Here is an 18,590-nt window from a genome sequence, read left to right on the forward strand (position 1 = left end):
GGCGAGCGAACGGGGAACAGCCCAAACCGATAGTCTTGACTATCGGGGTTGTGGGACAGCAATATGGATCAACAAGTCTAGAAGAAACGTTTGAATGGCGTGCCACAGAGGGTGAAAGCCCCGTAATCGAAAGATAAGTTGACCTAGCTGTATCCCGAGTAGCACGGAGCACGTGGAATTCCGTGTGAATCTGCGAGGACCACCTCGTAAGGCTAAGTACTACTGTGTGACCGATAGTGAAACAGTACCGCGAGGGAAAGGTGAAAAGAACCCCGGGAGGGGAGTGAAATAGAACATGAAACCGTGAGCTTACAAGCAATGGGAGCCCGACTAATCGGGTGACCGTGTGCCTGTTGAAGAATGAGCCGGCGACTTATAGGCACTGGCGGGTTAAACCGGAAATGGTGGAGCCACAGCGAAAGCGAGTCTTAATAGGGCGTTTGTCAGTGTTTATAGACCCGAACCCTGGTGATCTAACCATGGCCAGGATGAAGCTTGGGTGATACCAAGTGGAGGTCCGAACCGACTGAAGTTGAAAATTCAGCGGATGAGCTGTGGTTAGGGGTGAAATGCCAATCGAACCAGGAGCTAGCTGGTTCTCCCCGAAATACGTTGAGGCGTAGCGTCTAGTGCTCCAGCAGGGGGGTAAAGCAACCATTTCGGTGCGGGCTGCGAAAGCGGTACCAAATCGATATGAACTCTGAATACCCTGTGTGTAACTAGGCAGTCAGACTGTGGGGGATAAGCTCCATAGTCAAGAGGGAAACAGCCCAGACCGCCAGCTAAGGTCCCAAAATTAACGCTAAGTGATAAAGGAGGTGGGATTGCCCAGACAACCAGGAGGTTTGCCTAGAAGCAGCCATCCTCAAAGGAGTGCGTAATAGCTCACTGGTCGAGCGATCCTGCGCCGAAAATGAACGGGGCTAAGCGTTATACCGAAGCTGCGGATAAATTTATTTATGGTAGGGGAGCGTTCTATGTAGGGTGAAGCGTTAGCGTAAGCGGACGTGGACAGCATAGAAGTGAGAATGTCGGCTTGAGTAGCGAAAACATGGGTGAGAATCCCATGCCCCGAAACCCTAAGGGTTCCTCCGGCAGGCTCGTCCGCGGAGGGTTAGTCTGGACCTAAGGCGAGGCCGAAAGGCGTAGTCGATGGATAACAGGTCAATATTCCTGTACCAGATGTGTTTTGAGAAGGGGGACGGAGAAGGCTAACCAGGCCAGATGTTGGTTACTGGTTCAAGCGTTCGAGGCTTTGAGAGATGGAGAAAACATCTTGAGCTAAGGCGTGAGTACGAGCTGCTACGGCAGCGAAGTTGGTGATGTCATGCTTCCAAGAAAAGCCCTATACTCGTTAAGACACAAATGCCAGTACCCGAAACCGACACAGGTGGGGTGGTAGAGAATACCGAGGGGCGCGAGATAACTCTCTCTAAGGAACTCGGCAAAATGGCCCCGTAACTTCGGGAGAAGGGGTGCCAGCGAGAGCTGGTCGCAGTGAAGAGGCGCAAGCGACTGTTTACCAAAAACACAGGTCTCCGCTAAGTCGCAAGACGATGTATGGGGGCTGACACCTGCCCAGTGCCGGAAGGTTAAGGAAGCTGGTTAGCTTTTAGTGAAGCTGGCGACTGAAGCCCCGGTGAACGGCGGCCGTAACTATAACGGTCCTAAGGTAGCGAAATTCCTTGTCGGGTAAGTTCCGACCCGCACGAAAGGTGTAACGATTTGCGCGCTGTCTCGGAGAGAGGCTCGGCGAAATAGAATTGTCTGTGAAGATGCGGACTACATACACCCGGACAGAAAGACCCTATGAAGCTTTACTGTAGTTTGATATTGTGCTCGGGCTCTGAATGCGCAGAATAGGTGGGAGACGTTGAAATAGTGCTTGTGGGTACTATTGAGTCATCGGTGAGATACCACTCTTTTAGAGCTAGGGTTCTAACGCTTACCCGTTATCCGGGAAGCGGACAGTATCTGATGGGCAGTTTGACTGGGGCGGTCGCCTCCTAAAAGGTAACGGAGGCGCACAAAGGTTCCCTCAGGCTGGTTGGAAATCAGTCGTTGAGTGCAAAAGCAGAAGGGAGCTTGACTGTGAGACCTACAAGTCGAACAGGGACGAAAGTCGGTTTTAGTGATCCGACGGTTCTGCGTGGAAGGGCCGTCGCTCAACGGATAAAAGTTACTCTAGGGATAACAGGCTGATCTCCCCCAAGAGTTCACATCGACGGGGAGGTTTGGCACCTCGATGTCGGCTCATCGCAACCTGGGGCTGAAGTCGGTCCCAAGGGTTGGGCTGTTCGCCCATTAAAGCGGTACGCGAGCTGGGTTCAGAACGTCGTGAGACAGTTCGGTCCATATCCGGTGTATGCGCAGGAATATTGAGAGGATTTCTCCCTAGTACGAGAGGACCGGGAGGAACGCACCTCTGGTGTGCCAGTTATCGTGCCAACGGTAAACGCTGGGTAGCCATGTGCGGAGTGGATAACCGCTGAAAGCATCTAAGTGGGAAGCCCACCTCAAGATGAGTATTGCCATGGCTTAAGCCAGTAAGGTCACGGGAAGAACACCCGTTGATAGGCTCTACGTGGAAGCTTGGTAACAAGTGCAGCGGAGGAGTACTAATAGACCGAGGGCTTGACCAAATAAACTTAATTTATTGTTTTTAATATATAATTTTCTATGCAGTTCTCAAGGTTCACACTATCCTGGTGTTCATGGCGATGTGGAACCACTCCGATCCATCTCGAACTCGGTTGTGAAACGCATCAGCGGCGAAAATATTTAGGGGGTAGCCCCTTGAGAAAATAGCTCAATGCCAGGTAAAAATATTTAAAAGGGTTTACTCATGATGAGTAAGCCCTTTTTTATTTTTGGCATTTTGGACACCAATGGGTACTTCTTCCAGTAATTTTTTGTCTTTCAATTAAATTTCCACATTTACGACATTCTTTTCCAGTTCTCCTGTAGACATTTGTCTGTAAACCAAAATTCCCATTTTCTCCTTCCAAGTCCCTAAAATCACTAAATGTAGTACCACCAGAACCTATACTTTTTTTTAATATAGTCACAATAGATTCTTTGAGCTTTATTAACTCATTCTTTTTTATTGTTCGAGCTTCCCTAAAAGGGGAGATGCCAGCAGAGTATAAACTTTCATCAGCATAAATATTACCAATACCTGCCACTATTGTTTGATCTAATAAAATAGCTTTTATAGATTTTGTTCTTTTTGAAATAACTTTCTTAAGGTAATTTGCATCAAAGTCTTTAGAAAATGGTTCTGGTCCTAATGAACCTAATCCTTTTATTATTTTGTTAAGCGATAGGTCTTTATTAATCCACCACATTTGGCCAAAACTTCTTACGTCAATGTACCTAAGCTCATTATTATTTTTATCGAAAAATCTTATTCTTGTATGTTGACAAGGATGACTTGCGTTTTCAATAAATTTAAAATATCCAGTCATTCTAAGATGAACTACAAGAAATCCGTTATTTTTTGAATTTTCTAAAAGAAATTGGGCATTATCATTTTGAACTTCTTTTAATTGAGCTATTAAATATTTTCCTCTTCTATCCCATTTATAAATAAGTGAGTTCAGAAGTCCTTTAATGAATTCTTCTTTGTTTTTTGGGAATGCAATAGTTGAATCCCTACAGATTTCTACTTTTTTAATAATAAAGTTATTAAGTTTTTGCTCTAAACCTCTGCGAACTGTCTCTACTTCTGGTAATTCAGGCAATTATTTAAGCTTTCTCTAATTCACTTTCAGCGAAATTATTTGTATTTGCTCCACCATCAGTTCCGCTTATCCCAGCGTAATTTACTTTATCGAATCTGACTACACAGTTATATTTAATGCCTGAGGTGTCAACTGAAGCAACTTTACCGATTTCATTATACCAATATGATTCTGGTCTTTTTACTCTTACGAGATCTCCTCTTGAAATAGCCATTACTATTAATTTAACTTTTTGTAGAATAACTCATCATTAATATTCTTAGACAAATTATTCACACATATTAATTAAAGTTTTAACAAAAATCATTTATTAAATTGTTTTCGAATTCTTCTTTAACAGGCTTACTTCCCATCCATTTCCTGCCAGGTATTCTTACATCTAATTCATTTTTATCACAATTGATTGAAATAATCAGTTTTTTATTTTCTTGATTTAGAACGTTTAAAACTTTTCTACCTTTAATATCTTTATATGATTTACTTTGGATAATTATAGGACCATAAATTTTTTTATCTAACTCAATTAATTCATTATTTTTTTTATTTTCAGTTGTTTCATATTTTTCTGAATTAATTGTGTTCTTTTTTCTTATTGTGAGCTTTTGACCAATTTTTATTGAATCAGGATTATTGAGATTATTAATTTCTGTCAGTTCTTTTACTTTTAAATTATATTTGTTCGATATGTCAGTAAGATTTTCACCAGTTTGAACAATATGATAATTTTTAATTAAATCTGATTGTTTTGTGAGATTTTCAGGAGAATCGGAGATAATAAGATTTTGGCCAATAAAGATATAATCTTCATCTTTTAAGTCATTCAATTTAATAATTAAATCTTTATTAATTGAATAGAATTTTGAAATACTTGATATTGTATCTCCACTTTTTACAATATGAATTTTTGTTATTTCACTTTTTTCTTCAGTAATTGATTCTTTTCTAGCAATATTCTCAATTTTATTTTTTGATGAAGATATCTTTTCTTCTGATTTTATCAATGAGTGATTAAAAAGATTAATAAATATGGCAATTACTAAAAATGCAAATTTCATAAAACTCACTATTTATTTAAAGATAAACTTTAAATTTAAAATCGCTAGGTTTTTGAAAACAATTTAAGTAATTTAAACCTGAAAAATAAACTTTAACAATTTCTTTACTCTTTCATAAGGGGGATACCGCAGATTTGAATCAAATAAAAAACCTTTAAAAGTAATAGATTTTTGATTTGAAAAATTTCGAAAACCTTCTTCTCCATGAAATTTACCAATACCACTTTGCCCAACGCCTCCAAACGGTAAATTTGGAATAAGGACTGGTAACATCACATCATTTATACAAATTGTTCCGGAGCTGGTTACTTTTGAAATATGATTATGGATTTTTTTATTGCCTCCAAATAAGTAGATTGCTAAGGGTTTTGATGTTTGACTAATCTGTTTTAAAGCTGATTCCTTATCATTAATTCCAACTACAGGAAGTAGTGAACTGAATAATTCTTTCTGCAAAATATCTTTTTCATTTAATTTAGTTCTCAAAATTGTCGGAGATATTTTCAACTTTTTTTTACTAAAAGTCCCCCCAAATAAAATTCTTTTTTCTTTTTCATATTTTTTGAGAATTTCTACAGTTGAGGTAAATTGTTTTTTCTCCAATCTTGATAGGTTTTCGGAAATAATTGGATTATTTCCGTAAAAACTTACTATGTATTTCTTTAATTTTTCTATAAAAATATTTTCAATTTCTTTATCTACAAAGATATGATTCGGAGCCATGCAGGATTGACCAGAGTTAAAAAATTTACCCCAAACAATTCTTTTTGCAGCCACTTCTAAATTCGCATTCTTGAAAACAATTACAGGATTTGTTCCGCTTAACTCAAGAGTTAATGGAGTTAAGTTTTTTGAAGCTAATTTCATTATAGATTTTCCAGTTTCAGTACTACCTGTAAAAAAAATGTGGTCAAAATTTTGTTCAATTAATTTTATGGATTGTTTATTATCACCCTCTACTGTCATTAGAACATCTTTACGGAAATATTTGGAAGTAAGCTTTTTAATAAGTTTTGAGGTCGCAGGACATTTTTCTGATGGTTTTATAACTGCAGTATTTCCTGCTGAGAAAATATTTACCAATGGCTTTAAAATATAAAGTAATGGATAATTATAAGGACCAAGAATTAAGACACACCCAAGAGGTTCATATATAACTTTGGAGGATGATGGAAAAAGATAAAAAGGGGTGTCAATCTTTTTTGGTCGCATCCAAGAATTGAGTTTCTTTTTTATAAGTGAAATTTCTTCTTTCACTAAAAGGATTTCTGAAAGCCCTTCAATTTCGGATTTGCCGAGATCAATAAAAAGTGATTTAATTATCTCTTTTTTATTTTCATTTAAAAGTTGAGAAACTATATTAATCTGATGGATCCGCCATTTTATATCTTCCGTTTTACCAGTGAGAACTGTATTTTTTAATTTATAGATGTCTTCTAAATGAAATTTATCAGAAATTTTCATTTTTTACCTTTGGATAGTATTAAATATATCAGAGGATAAATTTTAAATAACTGAGGTTTTTAGGCAATTAAATCAAAGCGAATGATTTATGAGAAATAATCAAATTTATTAATATTGTCTTTAAAAATTCAAATTTTTCTTGGTTAGTATATTTCTATGAGGGAAAATTTTTCTATTAGATTGATATCTATAAATGAAATACCAGAAGTCACAAACTGGGCAAGGTTAGAAGGATTTTCTCCTGGAATGGATGATGTATCAATTTATAGAAATACAGATAAACAAGGGATATGGGTAGCTTGTCTAGATAATAATCCTATAGGCTCTATTGCGTGTATAAAATATAATTCCTCTTATGGTTTTATAGGCTTATTTATCGTTAAAAAAGAATTCCGAAATAATGGGTATGGAGTGAGATTATGGAAACATGCTCTAGAATACTTGAAAAATGTTGCTTGTATTGGTCTTGAGGCTGCCCCAGATAGATTAAATGATTACGCAAAGTGGGGATTTAGAAAATCTTCCATTACAAATCGATGGAAATTAAATGGTTCTCAAGATTTGCCATTGAGAAATTTCTATAAAGATCAATTTCATTCTTTTAAAGTTGTCCCGGGTAATAAAATTTCCTCTGAAGCAGTTTTAATTTATGATGATCAAAGAGAACCTAGCCCCAGACCACATTTTCTAAATGACTGGTTGAAAAATTCTCATGGTAATGTCAGTGCAATTGTCGATAAAAATGGGATGTGCCATGGATTCGGCAGGATAAGACCTTGTGTATTAGAGGATAATGAGCAAGGCTGGAGAATTGGCCCCCTTTTAGCGGATACTCCACCACTTGCTGAATTATTAATAAGGGAGTTAGTTGGTGATTTAGATGCTCAAATCTTATTGGATTGCTCTAATCTGAACCCTTATGCAAATTATCTTTTATCAAGTTTGGGATTTGAGGAAATATCAAAAACTTACAGAATGTATAAAGGCATTCAACCTCCCTGCCCTATGAATCAAGTATACGGACTTGCCTGCTTGGAACTGGGGTGATTTCCTTTAAAGCGTTTATTTTTACTTTTGTTTCTGTAATTCTGAAAGAAGTTTGTTTGATTAAGATTAACTTCCAGAAGGTTTCAAAATTTTTTCTACAATATCGGCGTTGATTATAGTGATCTCTCCATTGTCAATATTGGCAACTTGAAACAAGGTCCATGAATTTGGATTTCTAGCTCCTCCAATACAGTCGATAACTTGACCGACCCAATAATTTTCATTCTTTTCCTTAGTATCTTCGCAATTTTCTTTTTTAATTGCGACATAATCACCAGGCCTAACGAAAAGAAACTCAGGAGTTGCTGAGTTCACAATAAATAACTAATAGTATATATGTACTATAGCAAGTTATTAGTTTTGTTGCTGAATTTTGAATTATTTAGCAAACTAGGAGTAATTCTAAAATAAAATGGAATCAACTGAAATTGCTATATTTTCAACATTATTAGGATTAATTTTAGCTTTAACTGACGCTTATATAGAAAGAAATATTCCTGGATAATATTTCCAATTCATTTCTTAAATTAAATAAGATGTAAGTTGATCTAATATGTCGGCACGGTTGGAAACTAATTTTGTAAAAACTAAATATATCAACCCTCCCATTGCGAGTCTTCCGTTAATTTTTTCTAACTGCTTTAGTTTTCTCAAAAATTACCCTTGCTGTTGTATAAAATTTAAAGGGTATAGAAAATAAAAAAGTATTGATTACTTCAGAATTAAAAAAAAATAAGTAGAAATATTGTTTCAAACAAGAATTAAATTTAAAGCCAAGCTTCTTTCATCTCAAAATAAAGTTTCTCGCTCTCAGCAGAATTAATTTTGCTGTCTGAATAGGATTGCTGCTGCTGCTGTTGTTGTTGCTGAGTTGAGTTAGTATTTGAATTTTGGACTTCGCTCATTAGAGGGAATTAATATTTGTGTTTATTCTCTCATATTTAGAGCTTTTTTTGTCAACTTAAATTCTTAAATTTTATTTAAATTTTCTACGTTTTTAATTTTCCTGTTTTGAGTGAATTTATTTCGCTACAGTAGTTTTGGTATAAAGGAATTTAACTTCCCAATATACAATTCCTAGGAAAATAGCACTTGCAATAATAATTTCAGAAATGGCTAACATTTTATTTTTCAATACTAATTTAATTTTGGTATCAAATTACACAGAATGCAATAGGTACTAATTACATTTTAGATTTTAAAAAATCTTATTTAATAAAATAACGCGTCGATATAATATAAAATTTTAAGTTAGATACATAATTATTTCTGTGGGAAATTTGATAAATTCAACAACTCTTATACCTTTAATACCTTTAGTAACCTCTTTTTTTATTCTTATTTTATTGGCAAGTTTTAACAGAACACTTAACAGGTTAACAAAACCAGTTACTGCACTGGTTGCATTATCTTTATTAAGTTCTGCTTTTATAAGCTTATTTGACTATTTTAAGAAAATAGAACAAGAATTAGTTTTATCTGAATTTCTCAAGTTTTTTGAAGAAAAAAATTTAGTTATACATCTCAATTTAGTAAATGAAAAAATTATAATTTTTTTCTCATTAATAATGATATTAATTATTGGAATATCTTTTTATAAATTGCCTAGAAAAAAAGGTTTTGTCTCATTAATGATTAGCCTAGGATTAATTTCTTCTTCGGTGATACTCTCAATATTGCTAATAGATTTCTCAGCACTAATCTAAACTGTTGTAAGCATTGACAAAGCTTCGTTAAGTTCTTGGACATGATTCAATTCATCTTGAGCAATTTCTTTAATTTTTTGATCATTTGGATTATCTATTAAATATTTGGAATAAGTTTCAAATGCATGTTCTTCGATTTTTATGTTGACATCATATGCATTGGCTGGAGAGAGGAAATAATAAAAAACCATGATCCAGTAATAGACAAGAACAAGGTGTCTCGCAAAAAATCTATCAATCCAGAACCTATCTCCTCCTCTTTTCTCCATTTCTTTAAGATGCTCAGTTTCGTTAATAGCTTGATAAAAATGTTCTTTCATTAAAATCATTGTTTTCTCATTTTTAATTCCTAGGGATTCTTTAAAATGAAGAACTGAAAGAAATGCAAAATAAGGTGATCTAGCTATAACTTCTAAAACCCAAAATCTTTGTAAAGATCTACCAGAGTATATGAAATCTAAGAATTTAACTGTACTATTCAAAATCAAAGAATTTAATTTCTTCATAAATTTGATTTTCTTTAAGTATAATTACTTAGCTATTAGAGGACTATAATTTCTTGAAGTAATTAACCAAAATTAATATTCAAGTCTAAAAAATTGTTACTTCCATTGAAATATTTTTTTTTCATGCATTAATTGGATAGATAAAAATTTTATATGACAACTACTGAAAAAATTGCAAATGCCAAAAAGAGGATTGATGAATTAGAAAGACTTATAAAATTTTGGAATGATTCAGACCATGATGAGGCAAAAATTGTAAATTTTTCAAGGAATATTGAAAATAAAGTTGCTTAGATTATGAAGATTAAGGTTAATTAAGTTTATCTACTGAAATTTATTTAATATCTTAGAGGTTTCGAATAGTGTTTAATTTATAAATAGAGCAATTAAACCTATTTTCAAAAACGGTAAGTAAGAAATAATCTAAAAGAAAAATAAATATGAAAACCTTTTCAAAAAAATATTTAGTTCCGATTAAATTTATACCATGGGTTTTTTGGGTATTTATATCTTTTATGAGTTTATATTTGTGTAAGATAGCCTGGGTAAATTGAATAATTGATAGATCTAGCTTCTTCTTAGCCAACCAGGAGCACCGCCAAACCAATCAGATATATCATCTTCATTAGGGTTGAAATGATTTTCTTTATCTAGTCCATCTATCCCAAATGATTGTAAGAGGTTATCAATCCCCCCATCACTTTTTGTACCATTCCTTCTAAAGCTGTTAGCTTTTTTCAGCCAAAGAGAAATTGTAGAATTATGGTGTGCAAATTTCTCAACAAATATCCTTTCTTCTAATGTAATTGATCTATCTTGAGCAATTCTTTTAATTATTCCTTGGATTTTTAGTCTTTTTGCATTACTAAGCATTTTTGATCAATTCTTTATTCTTTTTTATAGGAAGGAATACTAAATATATCTTGTCAATGTTAATTTCAACAAATTGACTATTTTAAAAGGTTTTTAAGCAAGAAAAGTTTTAAGACACTAAAAAAAGGGATCAATAAGTTACGCATGATACTTTTATACATTTATCAAACTTATAATTCCTACAAAAAAGATAAAAAAAATCAATTCATTCTCAAAGAGATTTTAAACTTAAGAAAAAGCCGATCCGATTGTTGCATAATAGTAAAACTGTACTATTATTAGTACAGATGTATTATTAAGATATGAAAGTGATTTCGTCTTCTCCTTATGCTCCTTTTAATTCAAAAGAGTGGAATTTTCTAATAAGCAAAAATGTAAAGTTTGAAAATACTCCAATAAAGATTCAAAAAAAAATTTATAGAACTTCTACTCTAAAAAAGATTGAAAAAGATAAAGTTTTGCAAGAGAAGATTGGATTGCACCAACAAATGCAACTTGTATTCGGATAGGAAAATATTAACTAACAATCTTTTTATTGAATATTATTTTACGAGATCCAATTTTTTGTTAGATTAGTAGAAATACAAGAAGGATTTAATTTGGCTGTTGATCGAGAACTTTTAAAAGAAGTTACCCAAGAACTTTGGAATACCGTAAAAAAACTAAGACCTGAAATAGATCGGCAAACTAGACTTCAATTAGTTTTAAAGGCCTTATTAACTATTGGAGATTTACCAGATCAAATGCAAGCTGCCATGGTAGTAGGTGTTTGCGCAGAAATGGATAAAAGTGATGTTGATAATGTTGAAACTAATTTACAAACTAAAGATTCAAGCGGAGTTGATACTTCTACAGGCAGAAAAGTAGTTAGAAGAAGTTCAGCTAAATAGACCTAAAACGATCACCCTTTAATTTTCTTTGATTCGTTTTTGTTAAGTCTATTGAATAGGTAATATGAAATTACAAGTAAGAGAGGAACGAATATTGAATGCAGAGTCATCATTAATTCTGTTTGGCCCATTCCTATAAGATTTGACTCGTTTGGAAGTTGTTCTGACCAAGTGCCAACTAAATGCCAGGCTTGAGGAATTGATAAGAAAAACATATAAGAGCTATAAGTTAAGTTTATGTTCAGATAAAGATTATCATTATTGAACGTTTTTGCTTTCTTTATTCTTATTTCTTAACTAAGTATTTGTAGAGTTATAAAAAATAACTTGATTCATAAATTTATTTTCTTAAGAAGAGTTTTAAACTCTTTTTTACCAATAATTTTTTCAGCTGCGTAAGCGCCACTTGCCGAAACAGCAGGAATTCCAATACCTGGAAATGTACTTGCGCCGCAAGTAAATAAATTTTTCACTGGAGTTTTGCAGCCTGGGAAAAGACCTTTTGCTGCAGATAATGCAGGGCCGTAACTACCGCAATAGGTATTGGTGAATTTTTTATGAGTGATTGGGGTTCCTAGCATCTTTAAATCAATCCTTTCATCTATATCAGGGATAAATTTTCGCACTGCATTAAGGAATATTGAACATCTTTCTTCTTTCAAATTTCTATATTCTAATTCCTTTGGATTTAGGTTTTCCCAAATTTCCCAAGGTTCATTTGCGGGAGTATATCCATGAAGAACATGTTTTCCTTCAGGGGCCATATTTTTATCTAAAACAGATGGGATTGAAAATACGACTATATTTCTTTCTGCGGTTATACCTTTTTCCCACTCATCAACATGTATTGCATGTATTGGCAAATTTTCAAGACCATCAGCATCAAAACCTAGATGTATATGAAGGAAAGAATCACATTTATTAGGGTTCAAAACTTTTGTATTCCATTTTTTTGAAATTTCATTTGGAATTAACTTTTTTAAATTCCAAACATCAGTATTCGTGACAACAGATTCACAACTATAACTAGAACCATCATTCAGAGTTATACCTGTGGCTAAATTTTTATTGAAGTTAATTGTCTTTACTCTCGAAGAAAGAATTAATTCTCCTCCATTTTTTTTAAATCCATTAATTAAAGCTTTTACGATAGATTCACTACCTCCTTTGGGGTATTCAAGGTATGAATTTGGTTCAAACCATTCGTTAAATAAGGTAGCCATCGCAGCTGTATTTGTATCATGCATTGACATACCACTTATCAAAAAGCTCAATAGATCAACCCAATTCCTGAGAAAAGGATCCTCTAGATGATTATTTACTAAATTCCCAAAGCCTTTATTAATTTTTGGTATTTGATTGATATTAGGTAAAAATTTTGAGATTAAATTTATTAAATCTAAGAAATTTATTGATTCGGGAGAAAATGAGAGTAAAGGTATTTCATTTATTATTTGGCTAAGAGGTTTTATTCCGGAAATAAATGATTCCCATTCTTTAACAGATTTCTCACCTCTTAAAGTTTTAATAGTATTTTTAAAAGGTTCTTCCCCCACATCAAGATTAAAATTGCCTTCTGGGACAATTACTTGCCAACCTTTGTATTGAAATAGTTCAACTTCTTCATCAAGTAATTTAAGAATTTGCCCTAGGGGATTAGTTGTCGGCCATTTACCTATTCCACTCCACAATGAAGGACCTGATTCGAAAGTGTAACCATTTTTTCTGAAACTGTGGGCAACACCTCCAGGTTGGCTATGAGCTTCACATATAAGTACTTTTTTACCTGATAAAGCGAGAATCGAACCGCAACATAATCCCCCTATTCCACTACCTACTATTACGACATCGTACTTTTCCATTAAATATTAACTTTACTCTTCTCTCAGAACTAATTAGTTTTAGACAAATGTATTAGTTGAAGTTGTAATACTTAGTACAACAGCTAGGAAAAATATGTAAGGGACTGCCTTTAAAGGGATGTAGCCTTGACTTTTAGAAATAAAATCCATTACTTTAGTTACTTTATGTAAATATATTAACGAGATATTGTTCCTTATGTGTGCCATCAAATTATTTTTTTGGAAATATTTTGAAATAAAGAAATCTTTTTGGAGATATTTTTAACTAAGAACATTTTTTTTTGAGTTATCTTAGTATTTGATTCTTAGATTAAAATCTATTATGAAACAATTTCCTGATATTAATGAGATAAAACTTTTAGAAAAAAATTCTCAAAAAAACGGTAGCGGAATCTTATATGAGGAATTATTAGGAATATGGAAGTTTAATTATGTATGGGGAAAGGAGTCAGATGAAATCAAAAATATACCCAGTTCTATTCTCCAAGTATTGTCGGCAAGACTCGAATTAAGAAATAAAAATAAAGAGGATCAAATAAATTATGAAATAAAAAATTCAATTAATTTCGGATTATTAAATATTACTTTTATAGGCAGTGCAGAATTAAAAGGGCTTAGACCTTTATTGGCTTTTTATTTTGAAAAATTGAAAATTAGTATTAGTAGTTTTCCAGTATTTAATAAGGAATTAAAAAAACCAGAAGAAAAAAAAATGCCTTTTTTCTCTCTTGTAGGAATTAGCACTAAAGATAATTGGTTATGTGCTCGAGGAAGGGGCGGAGGGCTTGCAATATGGGTTAAGTCTTAATTTAGTGATATTCTCCTGGATGATCTACCTTTCTTACGGTAACTTTATCAACTTTTTGTCCATTAAATCTTAAGAGATCATCTCCGGAAAAGTCATAACCTAAGCGTTGACCAATAAGGGCTACATCATCCGCTGTAGAGGATGTTGTAACCTGCTTTTTTAAGTCTTCATCAGATTGCATCTTGATTAAAAATTTTCTTATTTCAGAAAAACTCATTACTAGAATTTGATTGATTGATTTAAAAGAAATTTATAAAATCTTTTTCTTAGTAAGAACAAGATAAATAGATAATCATTATACTATTTTTATGACTTACTTATTCCTATATATAGTTGGCATAATTTTAATATGGTGGATATATCGTGTTGGTTGGCTTGAGGCGCTCAAAACAGTAGTTAAAGTTATAGTCCCCTCAGCGCTTATTATTTTATTTAACGTAAAAGCAGGAAGATTACTTTTTAAAAGTCCTGTAGTTGGATTATTAAGCGCTTTGCCTACCTCTATTTTTATTTTTAGAGGTTCATTGCCTTTAGTTAGTTATATAAATAACTGGATTGAAAATAAAATAAATAAGTATGATGATTCGGAAGTTATAGATACTGATTCTGTGTCTTTAGATGATTAATTTAGTTTAATTCAATCAAAGCCAAGAAATAATTCTTTGTGTACAACAAGAACATCAAATAAAGTTGTTCTATGAATAGGACTTAATGGGATTTTGTCTATATTTAATGCTTCTGCACAAATTAAATGAGCATCCCATCTTGTATTGTGATCACTTATTTCAATTGACCACTCAATTACTTTTTTGAAATGATCTGGCATCTCCGAACCAATTTTTCTGCAAATTTGACATAAAACTGACAAAAGAGGAGGTTTTGATGGCCTTTTTAAATCTTTAATAAGACTAGGTTGTGTAAAAACACTTGTATAGCGGATGTAGTCTATCAATTCATATTCTTCTTTAGTAAGAGCTGCTTTATCTAATGCTCTTTCAAATTCGTCTATGGGGGTTATGGGCCTATCCAAGATATTATTTTTTGCTGTTTTCTGAATCTATTTTTTCTTGATTAATTTCGTTGGTTTGATTGCTTTCTATAGATTTAGGAGATTCATCTTTATCTTCTTCGTTCATAACTTGGTCGATTTCGTTTTGAAATTCATTCGATGCTTTTTTAAGACTTTTCAAAGTTTTACCAAGCTGTTTCCCTAATTCTGGAAGCTTTTTTGGACCAAAAATTAAAAGAGCTAAGATAAGTATTACAGTAACTTCAGGCAAACCTACACCAAAAATATTCATAACTGATAACTATTTAACTAATAAGGCAATCTAGTATTAAATATAGTCAAATCATGTGAAAATTTCATTCTCGGAAGAGCTTTTTTTAATATTAAAAAATTTTGAAAAATATTATTGTGATTAATACTCCTTTAAAGAAAACTAACCAAAGTAATTGATAATCACTCAATTTGAATTTTTTTTGGTACCAATTTATAAGAGTTTTATGTTTGTCTATTAATTTTCTCATTTTCACCGAGACTATTTATTACTAACACTTATTTTATCTTAATTTCTTTTAGTATTATTTTATAGAAATCCTAGATTCAATTCATAATAGATTATTCTATTAAATTTTAATCTTTTCTAAATTAATTTTTTTTCTAAACTATTCAAACCATTTGCTAAATATCTACTATCAAAAAAAAATGAAGTACTTATTTGTTGTTTTTTACCTTTTTTTTCAAATTTATCCAGCTGAAGCTGTTACCACAAAAATGTTTAAAGTATTGGATACGTGTGCAAGATATCGACTAGGTGAAATTAATGCTAATGAGGCTATAGAAAAACTAAAATTAAAATTAACGAATCCTTCCAATATTCAGCCAAAGGACCTTGTAAAAAAATATTGCTCAGTATTTACTCCAAATGAAAAAATTGAATTTTAATCTTAGCAATACTTATTTAATTATTCTTTTTTGAATAATCTTTGGCTTTGTTTTGTATTTCTTTAATTTTTTTAAAATTAGTTATTTTTAAGTTAAAAATAACTCCCAAAAAAAGAATTAGAAATAAAAAAATATAAATTATTAATTCCATATTGTTGAATTAATAAATTTACCCTAGTTTATTTCAATAATTTTTTAGTATCTTTTAAAACAAAAAAACTGACTTTAATAACAGTTATTTACTTTAAGGCCACAAAAAAAACATACTAACCTCTAATATGGAATTTTATAAGAATCATTGTGCAGATTGGAGATAAAATTCCAGAATTTTCTTTACTGGATCAAAATGGAGTTAAAAGATCAAATAAGGGATTAAAAAATCCCCTTGTTTTGTTCTTTTATCCAAAAGATGATACGCCGGGTTGCACTATAGAAGTTTGCGGATTTAGAGATAAATATGACTTATTTAAAGTATTAGGGGCACAAGTTTGGGGAGTAAGTAATGGAAGTACCTCAAGTCATTTAGCATTTGCCAATAAAAATAAATTACAATATCCATTACTTTGTGATACGAATGACGCTCTTAGGAAAACTTTTAAAGTACCTAAAGTATTAGGTTTTATGGATGGTAGGGTAACTTACGTTATCGATCGCAAAGGGATAGTTAGGCATGTTTTTAGAGATTTATTGAATGGTCCTCAACATATTAAAGAGGCTATTAGAGTACTTAAGGAAATTCAAAATCAATAAATTATTATTTAAAGAATTTTAGATTAATAACTTTTGTTTTATTATAGTTTCAGCTTTTTTTAAGTATATGAAGAAAATGGGAATGCAGGCTGTTGATCTTGCTATTGAAAATGGAGTGGATCTTGACGGTACTCCAATCCCTCAAAAAATGCTAGATCTATACAATAGAATTATGGATGAGGAGAATAAAAGACAAAGGAGTGGTGTTAAAAAATCAATGAGAAATAGATGCGTCAAAACCGGTTCTAAGCATTTTGATAAAGAAACATTGAATCAATTATTAATAGACTCGGGATGGGAAGGTCTTAAAGAAAAGGAAATTTTATTTTTTTATAACTAAAAAAATCTTTTTAGTTATTTTAAAAATTATATATGGTAATTTTTTACTTAAATTAAAAAACTGAGAACTAATAAAATATTTTTTAGATCTAATTTTTTTGAATTATTTAAACCATCCTTTTTTGGTAGTGGATATTATTTTCTCTTTTTCAGCTTTTGTTTTATTAATTGCTTTTTTGAAAGCCAAGTTGGCTTCTATAACTGTAACTATTGATATGAAAAAAAGACCAGAAATTCCAATTATTTGTTCATTTTGAGAAGGCTCTGAATCACCTTGTAAAAAAATACCTAAAGCGAACCAAGCAGTACTAGCAGTGAGGGTAAAAAAATAGGGTTTCCATCTTCTTTGATATAAGTAACCCGATCCTAAACCAGGAAGAAAATTTAAAAAAGATGCTACCCACCCTTTTGAAGATGCAAGTATTTCATCTCTTGTGGGATAAGACATTTATTTTAGGTATTTATTAAATGCGAATTTATATAAGCAAAAGATATTGCTGCACAAATTATCCAACTAAAGGGTAAGAACATTCTTATTTTTTCTTTGTTGTTGTTCATTTTTTAATTATGGAAAATATTTTTAAAATCTGTGGATTTAATATATCCCTTACAACTATAAGAATTAAAAAAAGACGGTTTTTAACCGTCTTTGAAAAAAGTAATTTCTCTAAAAATAAATTATTTATCTTTTGAGGCTGAGAGTACTTTAAGTTCTTTTTTTACTTCTTTTTCTCTCTCTTCAAGATGTTTTAGTTGAGCTTTAAAAGCATCTTCAAGTCTTACTTTTTGTTTTGTAATTTCATCAAGCTCTTCTTGATGTTGGTTTTTCTTTAACTCCTTCATTTCACTATCGGAAATAACATATACAGGGCGATATGAAGGTGTTTCAAAAAGAAGATCAAACATTGAATACATAAGTGACCTTTGAATTAGTACAAATTCAATATCTGATAATTCTTTGAAATATGAAAGGATAAATACCGAAGATATTGATACGGCAAATACACCGAATTTCGGTTTACCTAACTTAACCGCCCAGTATTTACCGATCGAATTTTAAGTTATGTTTTAAAGTATTAAGGAGATTATTATAAAGATCTAAATCAAAAAGAACTAAAAATGGATTTAAAAATTACTAAAACATTAGTAATCCCATCCAACGAAATTAAGTGGCGATTTTCCAGATCCTCCGGTCCTGGAGGACAAAATGTAAATAAAATTGAAAGCAGAGTAGAGATTATTTTTAATTTAGAAGATTCCAAAGTATTAAATGATTATCAGAAAGAAATTCTTAAGAGAAACTTGAAAAATAAATTAGTGAATAATAGCTTACGTTTAACGTTTCAAGAACACAGAAATCAATTATTAAATAGGCAGCTAGCTTTAATAAAATTAAGTTCAATAATAAAAAATGCTTTAACTAAACCTTTTAAATTAAGAAAATATACACAACCCACTAAAGCATCACAAAAGAAAAGAGTTGAGGTTAAGAAAAAACGTGGCGAATTGAAAAAAAGTAGACAAAAAGAAAAAACGTATCAAATATGAATAAACTAAATAAATATTTTCCTCGTAGATTGCAACTAAACATGTGATAAA

The 18,590-nt window shown here is 32.0% G+C and carries 27 protein-coding genes and 2 rRNA genes; 13 read left to right on the top strand and 16 right to left on the bottom strand.

The genetic code is table 11. From position 1 onward, the window contains the following. Both AMO19_RS05170 and rrf read left to right on the top strand, forming a co-directional pair. A 23S ribosomal RNA gene (locus tag AMO19_RS05170) occupies positions 1-2,642 on the top strand; the annotation flags it as partial. Positions 2,643-2,704: 62 nt separating this feature from the next. Further along, positions 2,705-2,821 (top strand): 5S ribosomal RNA (rrf, locus tag AMO19_RS05175). Between the two features lie 43 nt (positions 2,822-2,864). Here the strand turns inward: rrf and AMO19_RS05180 are convergent. The 4 genes from AMO19_RS05180 to AMO19_RS05195 all read right to left on the bottom strand — a co-directional run bounded on the left by AMO19_RS05180 (position 2,865) and on the right by AMO19_RS05195 (position 6,262). Continuing rightward, complete coding sequence (locus tag AMO19_RS05180; RefSeq protein WP_075507597.1) at positions 2,865-3,743, bottom strand: DNA-formamidopyrimidine glycosylase; 879 nt, start codon at positions 3,741-3,743, stop codon at positions 2,865-2,867. Positions 3,744-3,747: 4 nt separating this feature from the next. Further along, positions 3,748-3,957, bottom strand: a complete 210-nt coding sequence (locus AMO19_RS05185; RefSeq protein ID WP_011817817.1) for a photosystem I reaction center subunit IV — start codon at positions 3,955-3,957, stop codon at positions 3,748-3,750. Positions 3,958-4,036: 79 nt separating this feature from the next. Beyond that, positions 4,037-4,798 (bottom strand): LysM peptidoglycan-binding domain-containing protein, encoded by a 762-nt coding sequence (locus AMO19_RS05190; protein WP_075507598.1) that lies wholly within the window; start codon positions 4,796-4,798, stop codon positions 4,037-4,039. A gap of 72 nt (positions 4,799-4,870) precedes the next feature. Then, a complete protein-coding gene (locus AMO19_RS05195) occupies positions 4,871-6,262 on the bottom strand; it encodes an aldehyde dehydrogenase family protein (protein WP_075507599.1) in 1,392 nt (463 codons plus the stop codon). Positions 6,263-6,418: 156 nt separating this feature from the next. On the opposite strand from AMO19_RS05195, the gene AMO19_RS05200 reads away from it, so the two are divergent. After that, on the top strand, positions 6,419-7,309 hold the full coding sequence (locus AMO19_RS05200; protein WP_075507600.1) for a GNAT family N-acetyltransferase: 891 nt from the start codon (positions 6,419-6,421) through the stop codon (positions 7,307-7,309). Positions 7,310-7,375: 66 nt separating this feature from the next. On the opposite strand, the gene AMO19_RS05205 is transcribed toward AMO19_RS05200, so the two are convergent. The 3 genes from AMO19_RS05205 to AMO19_RS08540 all read right to left on the bottom strand — a co-directional run bounded on the left by AMO19_RS05205 (position 7,376) and on the right by AMO19_RS08540 (position 8,214). Further along, positions 7,376-7,624 (bottom strand): DUF3104 domain-containing protein, encoded by a 249-nt coding sequence (locus tag AMO19_RS05205; RefSeq protein WP_075507601.1) that lies wholly within the window; start codon positions 7,622-7,624, stop codon positions 7,376-7,378. A gap of 207 nt (positions 7,625-7,831) precedes the next feature. After that, positions 7,832-7,963 (bottom strand): hypothetical protein, encoded by a 132-nt coding sequence (locus tag AMO19_RS08785; RefSeq protein WP_257008964.1) that lies wholly within the window; start codon positions 7,961-7,963, stop codon positions 7,832-7,834. 113 nt (positions 7,964-8,076) lie between these two features. Continuing rightward, positions 8,077-8,214, bottom strand: coding sequence for a hypothetical protein (locus AMO19_RS08540; RefSeq protein WP_179850521.1), 138 nt, complete (start codon positions 8,212-8,214; stop codon positions 8,077-8,079). A gap of 366 nt (positions 8,215-8,580) precedes the next feature. Here AMO19_RS08540 and AMO19_RS05210 point away from each other — a divergent pair, with 366 nt between their 5' ends. Next, positions 8,581-9,015 (top strand): NADH-quinone oxidoreductase, encoded by a 435-nt coding sequence (locus tag AMO19_RS05210; protein WP_075507602.1) that lies wholly within the window; start codon positions 8,581-8,583, stop codon positions 9,013-9,015. Here AMO19_RS05210 and AMO19_RS05215 read toward each other — a convergent pair. Then, positions 9,012-9,521: an alternative oxidase gene (locus AMO19_RS05215; RefSeq protein ID WP_075507603.1), complete on the bottom strand. Its 510-nt coding sequence runs from the start codon at positions 9,519-9,521 to the stop codon at positions 9,012-9,014. The two genes, AMO19_RS05210 and AMO19_RS05215, sit on opposite strands and share 4 nt — an antisense overlap. 153 nt (positions 9,522-9,674) lie before the next feature. On the opposite strand from AMO19_RS05215, the gene AMO19_RS08545 reads away from it, so the two are divergent. Then, positions 9,675-9,815, top strand: a complete 141-nt coding sequence (locus AMO19_RS08545; RefSeq protein ID WP_179850522.1) for a hypothetical protein — start codon at positions 9,675-9,677, stop codon at positions 9,813-9,815. Positions 9,816-10,088: 273 nt separating this feature from the next. Here AMO19_RS08545 and AMO19_RS05220 read toward each other — a convergent pair whose 3' ends face one another. Then, positions 10,089-10,394 carry a hypothetical protein gene (locus AMO19_RS05220; protein ID WP_075507604.1) on the bottom strand — a complete coding sequence of 102 codons (306 nt, stop codon included), beginning with the start codon at positions 10,392-10,394 and terminating at the stop codon, positions 10,089-10,091. 302 nt (positions 10,395-10,696) lie between these two features. Here AMO19_RS05220 and AMO19_RS05225 point away from each other — a divergent pair, with 302 nt between their 5' ends. After that, the gene (locus tag AMO19_RS05225) at positions 10,697-10,903 is read left to right on the top strand and encodes a hypothetical protein (protein ID WP_075507605.1); all 207 of its coding nucleotides are present in this window, start codon (positions 10,697-10,699) and stop codon (positions 10,901-10,903) included. A gap of 90 nt (positions 10,904-10,993) precedes the next feature. Then, complete coding sequence (locus tag AMO19_RS05230) at positions 10,994-11,284, top strand: TIGR03894 family protein (protein ID WP_075449074.1); 291 nt, start codon at positions 10,994-10,996, stop codon at positions 11,282-11,284. An 11-nt stretch (positions 11,285-11,295) separates the two neighbouring features. Here the strand turns inward: AMO19_RS05230 and AMO19_RS05235 are convergent, their stop codons facing one another. After that, complete coding sequence (locus tag AMO19_RS05235) at positions 11,296-11,499, bottom strand: hypothetical protein (RefSeq protein WP_025922916.1); 204 nt, start codon at positions 11,497-11,499, stop codon at positions 11,296-11,298. Between the two features lie 117 nt (positions 11,500-11,616). Beyond that, positions 11,617-13,146: a phytoene desaturase family protein gene (locus tag AMO19_RS05240; RefSeq protein WP_075507606.1), complete on the bottom strand. Its 1,530-nt coding sequence runs from the start codon at positions 13,144-13,146 to the stop codon at positions 11,617-11,619. Positions 13,147-13,468: 322 nt separating this feature from the next. On the opposite strand from AMO19_RS05240, the gene AMO19_RS05245 reads away from it, so the two are divergent. Beyond that, a complete protein-coding gene (locus AMO19_RS05245; protein WP_075507607.1) occupies positions 13,469-13,954 on the top strand; it encodes a hypothetical protein in 486 nt (161 codons plus the stop codon). 1 nt (position 13,955) lies between these two features. Here the strand turns inward: AMO19_RS05245 and AMO19_RS05250 are convergent, their stop codons facing one another. Then, positions 13,956-14,171 carry a Nif11-like leader peptide family natural product precursor gene (locus AMO19_RS05250; RefSeq protein ID WP_025957575.1) on the bottom strand — a complete coding sequence of 72 codons (216 nt, stop codon included), beginning with the start codon at positions 14,169-14,171 and terminating at the stop codon, positions 13,956-13,958. 91 nt (positions 14,172-14,262) lie between these two features. Here AMO19_RS05250 and AMO19_RS05255 point away from each other — a divergent pair, with 91 nt between their 5' ends. Continuing rightward, entirely contained in the window at positions 14,263-14,580 is a 318-nt protein-coding gene (locus AMO19_RS05255; protein ID WP_075507608.1) for a hypothetical protein, read from the top strand. Positions 14,581-14,591: 11 nt separating this feature from the next. Here AMO19_RS05255 and AMO19_RS05260 read toward each other — a convergent pair whose 3' ends face one another. Continuing rightward, complete coding sequence (locus AMO19_RS05260; RefSeq protein ID WP_075507609.1) at positions 14,592-14,984, bottom strand: hypothetical protein; 393 nt, start codon at positions 14,982-14,984, stop codon at positions 14,592-14,594. Between the two features lie 4 nt (positions 14,985-14,988). Then, positions 14,989-15,255 carry a TatA/E family twin arginine-targeting protein translocase gene (locus AMO19_RS05265; RefSeq protein WP_025891414.1) on the bottom strand — a complete coding sequence of 89 codons (267 nt, stop codon included), beginning with the start codon at positions 15,253-15,255 and terminating at the stop codon, positions 14,989-14,991. 407 nt (positions 15,256-15,662) lie between these two features. Between AMO19_RS05265 and AMO19_RS05270 the strand changes: the two genes are divergently transcribed. The 3 genes from AMO19_RS05270 to AMO19_RS05280 all read left to right on the top strand — a co-directional run bounded on the left by AMO19_RS05270 (position 15,663) and on the right by AMO19_RS05280 (position 16,992). After that, a complete protein-coding gene (locus tag AMO19_RS05270; protein ID WP_075507610.1) occupies positions 15,663-15,902 on the top strand; it encodes a non-structural protein (NS2)-like protein in 240 nt (79 codons plus the stop codon). 300 nt (positions 15,903-16,202) lie between these two features. Continuing rightward, positions 16,203-16,652 (top strand): peroxiredoxin, encoded by a 450-nt coding sequence (locus AMO19_RS05275; protein WP_082302703.1) that lies wholly within the window; start codon positions 16,203-16,205, stop codon positions 16,650-16,652. 67 nt (positions 16,653-16,719) lie between these two features. Continuing rightward, entirely contained in the window at positions 16,720-16,992 is a 273-nt protein-coding gene (locus AMO19_RS05280) for a small RNA NsiR4-regulated ssr1528 family protein (protein WP_025953439.1), read from the top strand. A 102-nt stretch (positions 16,993-17,094) separates the two neighbouring features. Here AMO19_RS05280 and AMO19_RS05285 read toward each other — a convergent pair whose 3' ends face one another. Next, positions 17,095-17,439, bottom strand: a complete 345-nt coding sequence (locus AMO19_RS05285; protein WP_075507612.1) for a hypothetical protein — start codon at positions 17,437-17,439, stop codon at positions 17,095-17,097. A 230-nt stretch (positions 17,440-17,669) separates the two neighbouring features. Continuing rightward, positions 17,670-17,906 carry a hypothetical protein gene (locus AMO19_RS05290; RefSeq protein WP_075507613.1) on the bottom strand — a complete coding sequence of 79 codons (237 nt, stop codon included), beginning with the start codon at positions 17,904-17,906 and terminating at the stop codon, positions 17,670-17,672. Between the two features lie 204 nt (positions 17,907-18,110). Between AMO19_RS05290 and arfB the strand changes: the two genes are divergently transcribed. After that, positions 18,111-18,539, top strand: a complete 429-nt coding sequence (arfB, locus tag AMO19_RS05295) for an alternative ribosome rescue aminoacyl-tRNA hydrolase ArfB (RefSeq protein ID WP_075507614.1) — start codon at positions 18,111-18,113, stop codon at positions 18,537-18,539. Positions 18,540-18,590: the final 51 nt, after the last annotated feature.

It is taken from the genome of Prochlorococcus marinus (assembly GCF_001180245.1).
Taxonomy (GTDB): domain Bacteria; phylum Cyanobacteriota; class Cyanobacteriia; order PCC-6307; family Cyanobiaceae; genus Prochlorococcus_A; species Prochlorococcus_A marinus_F.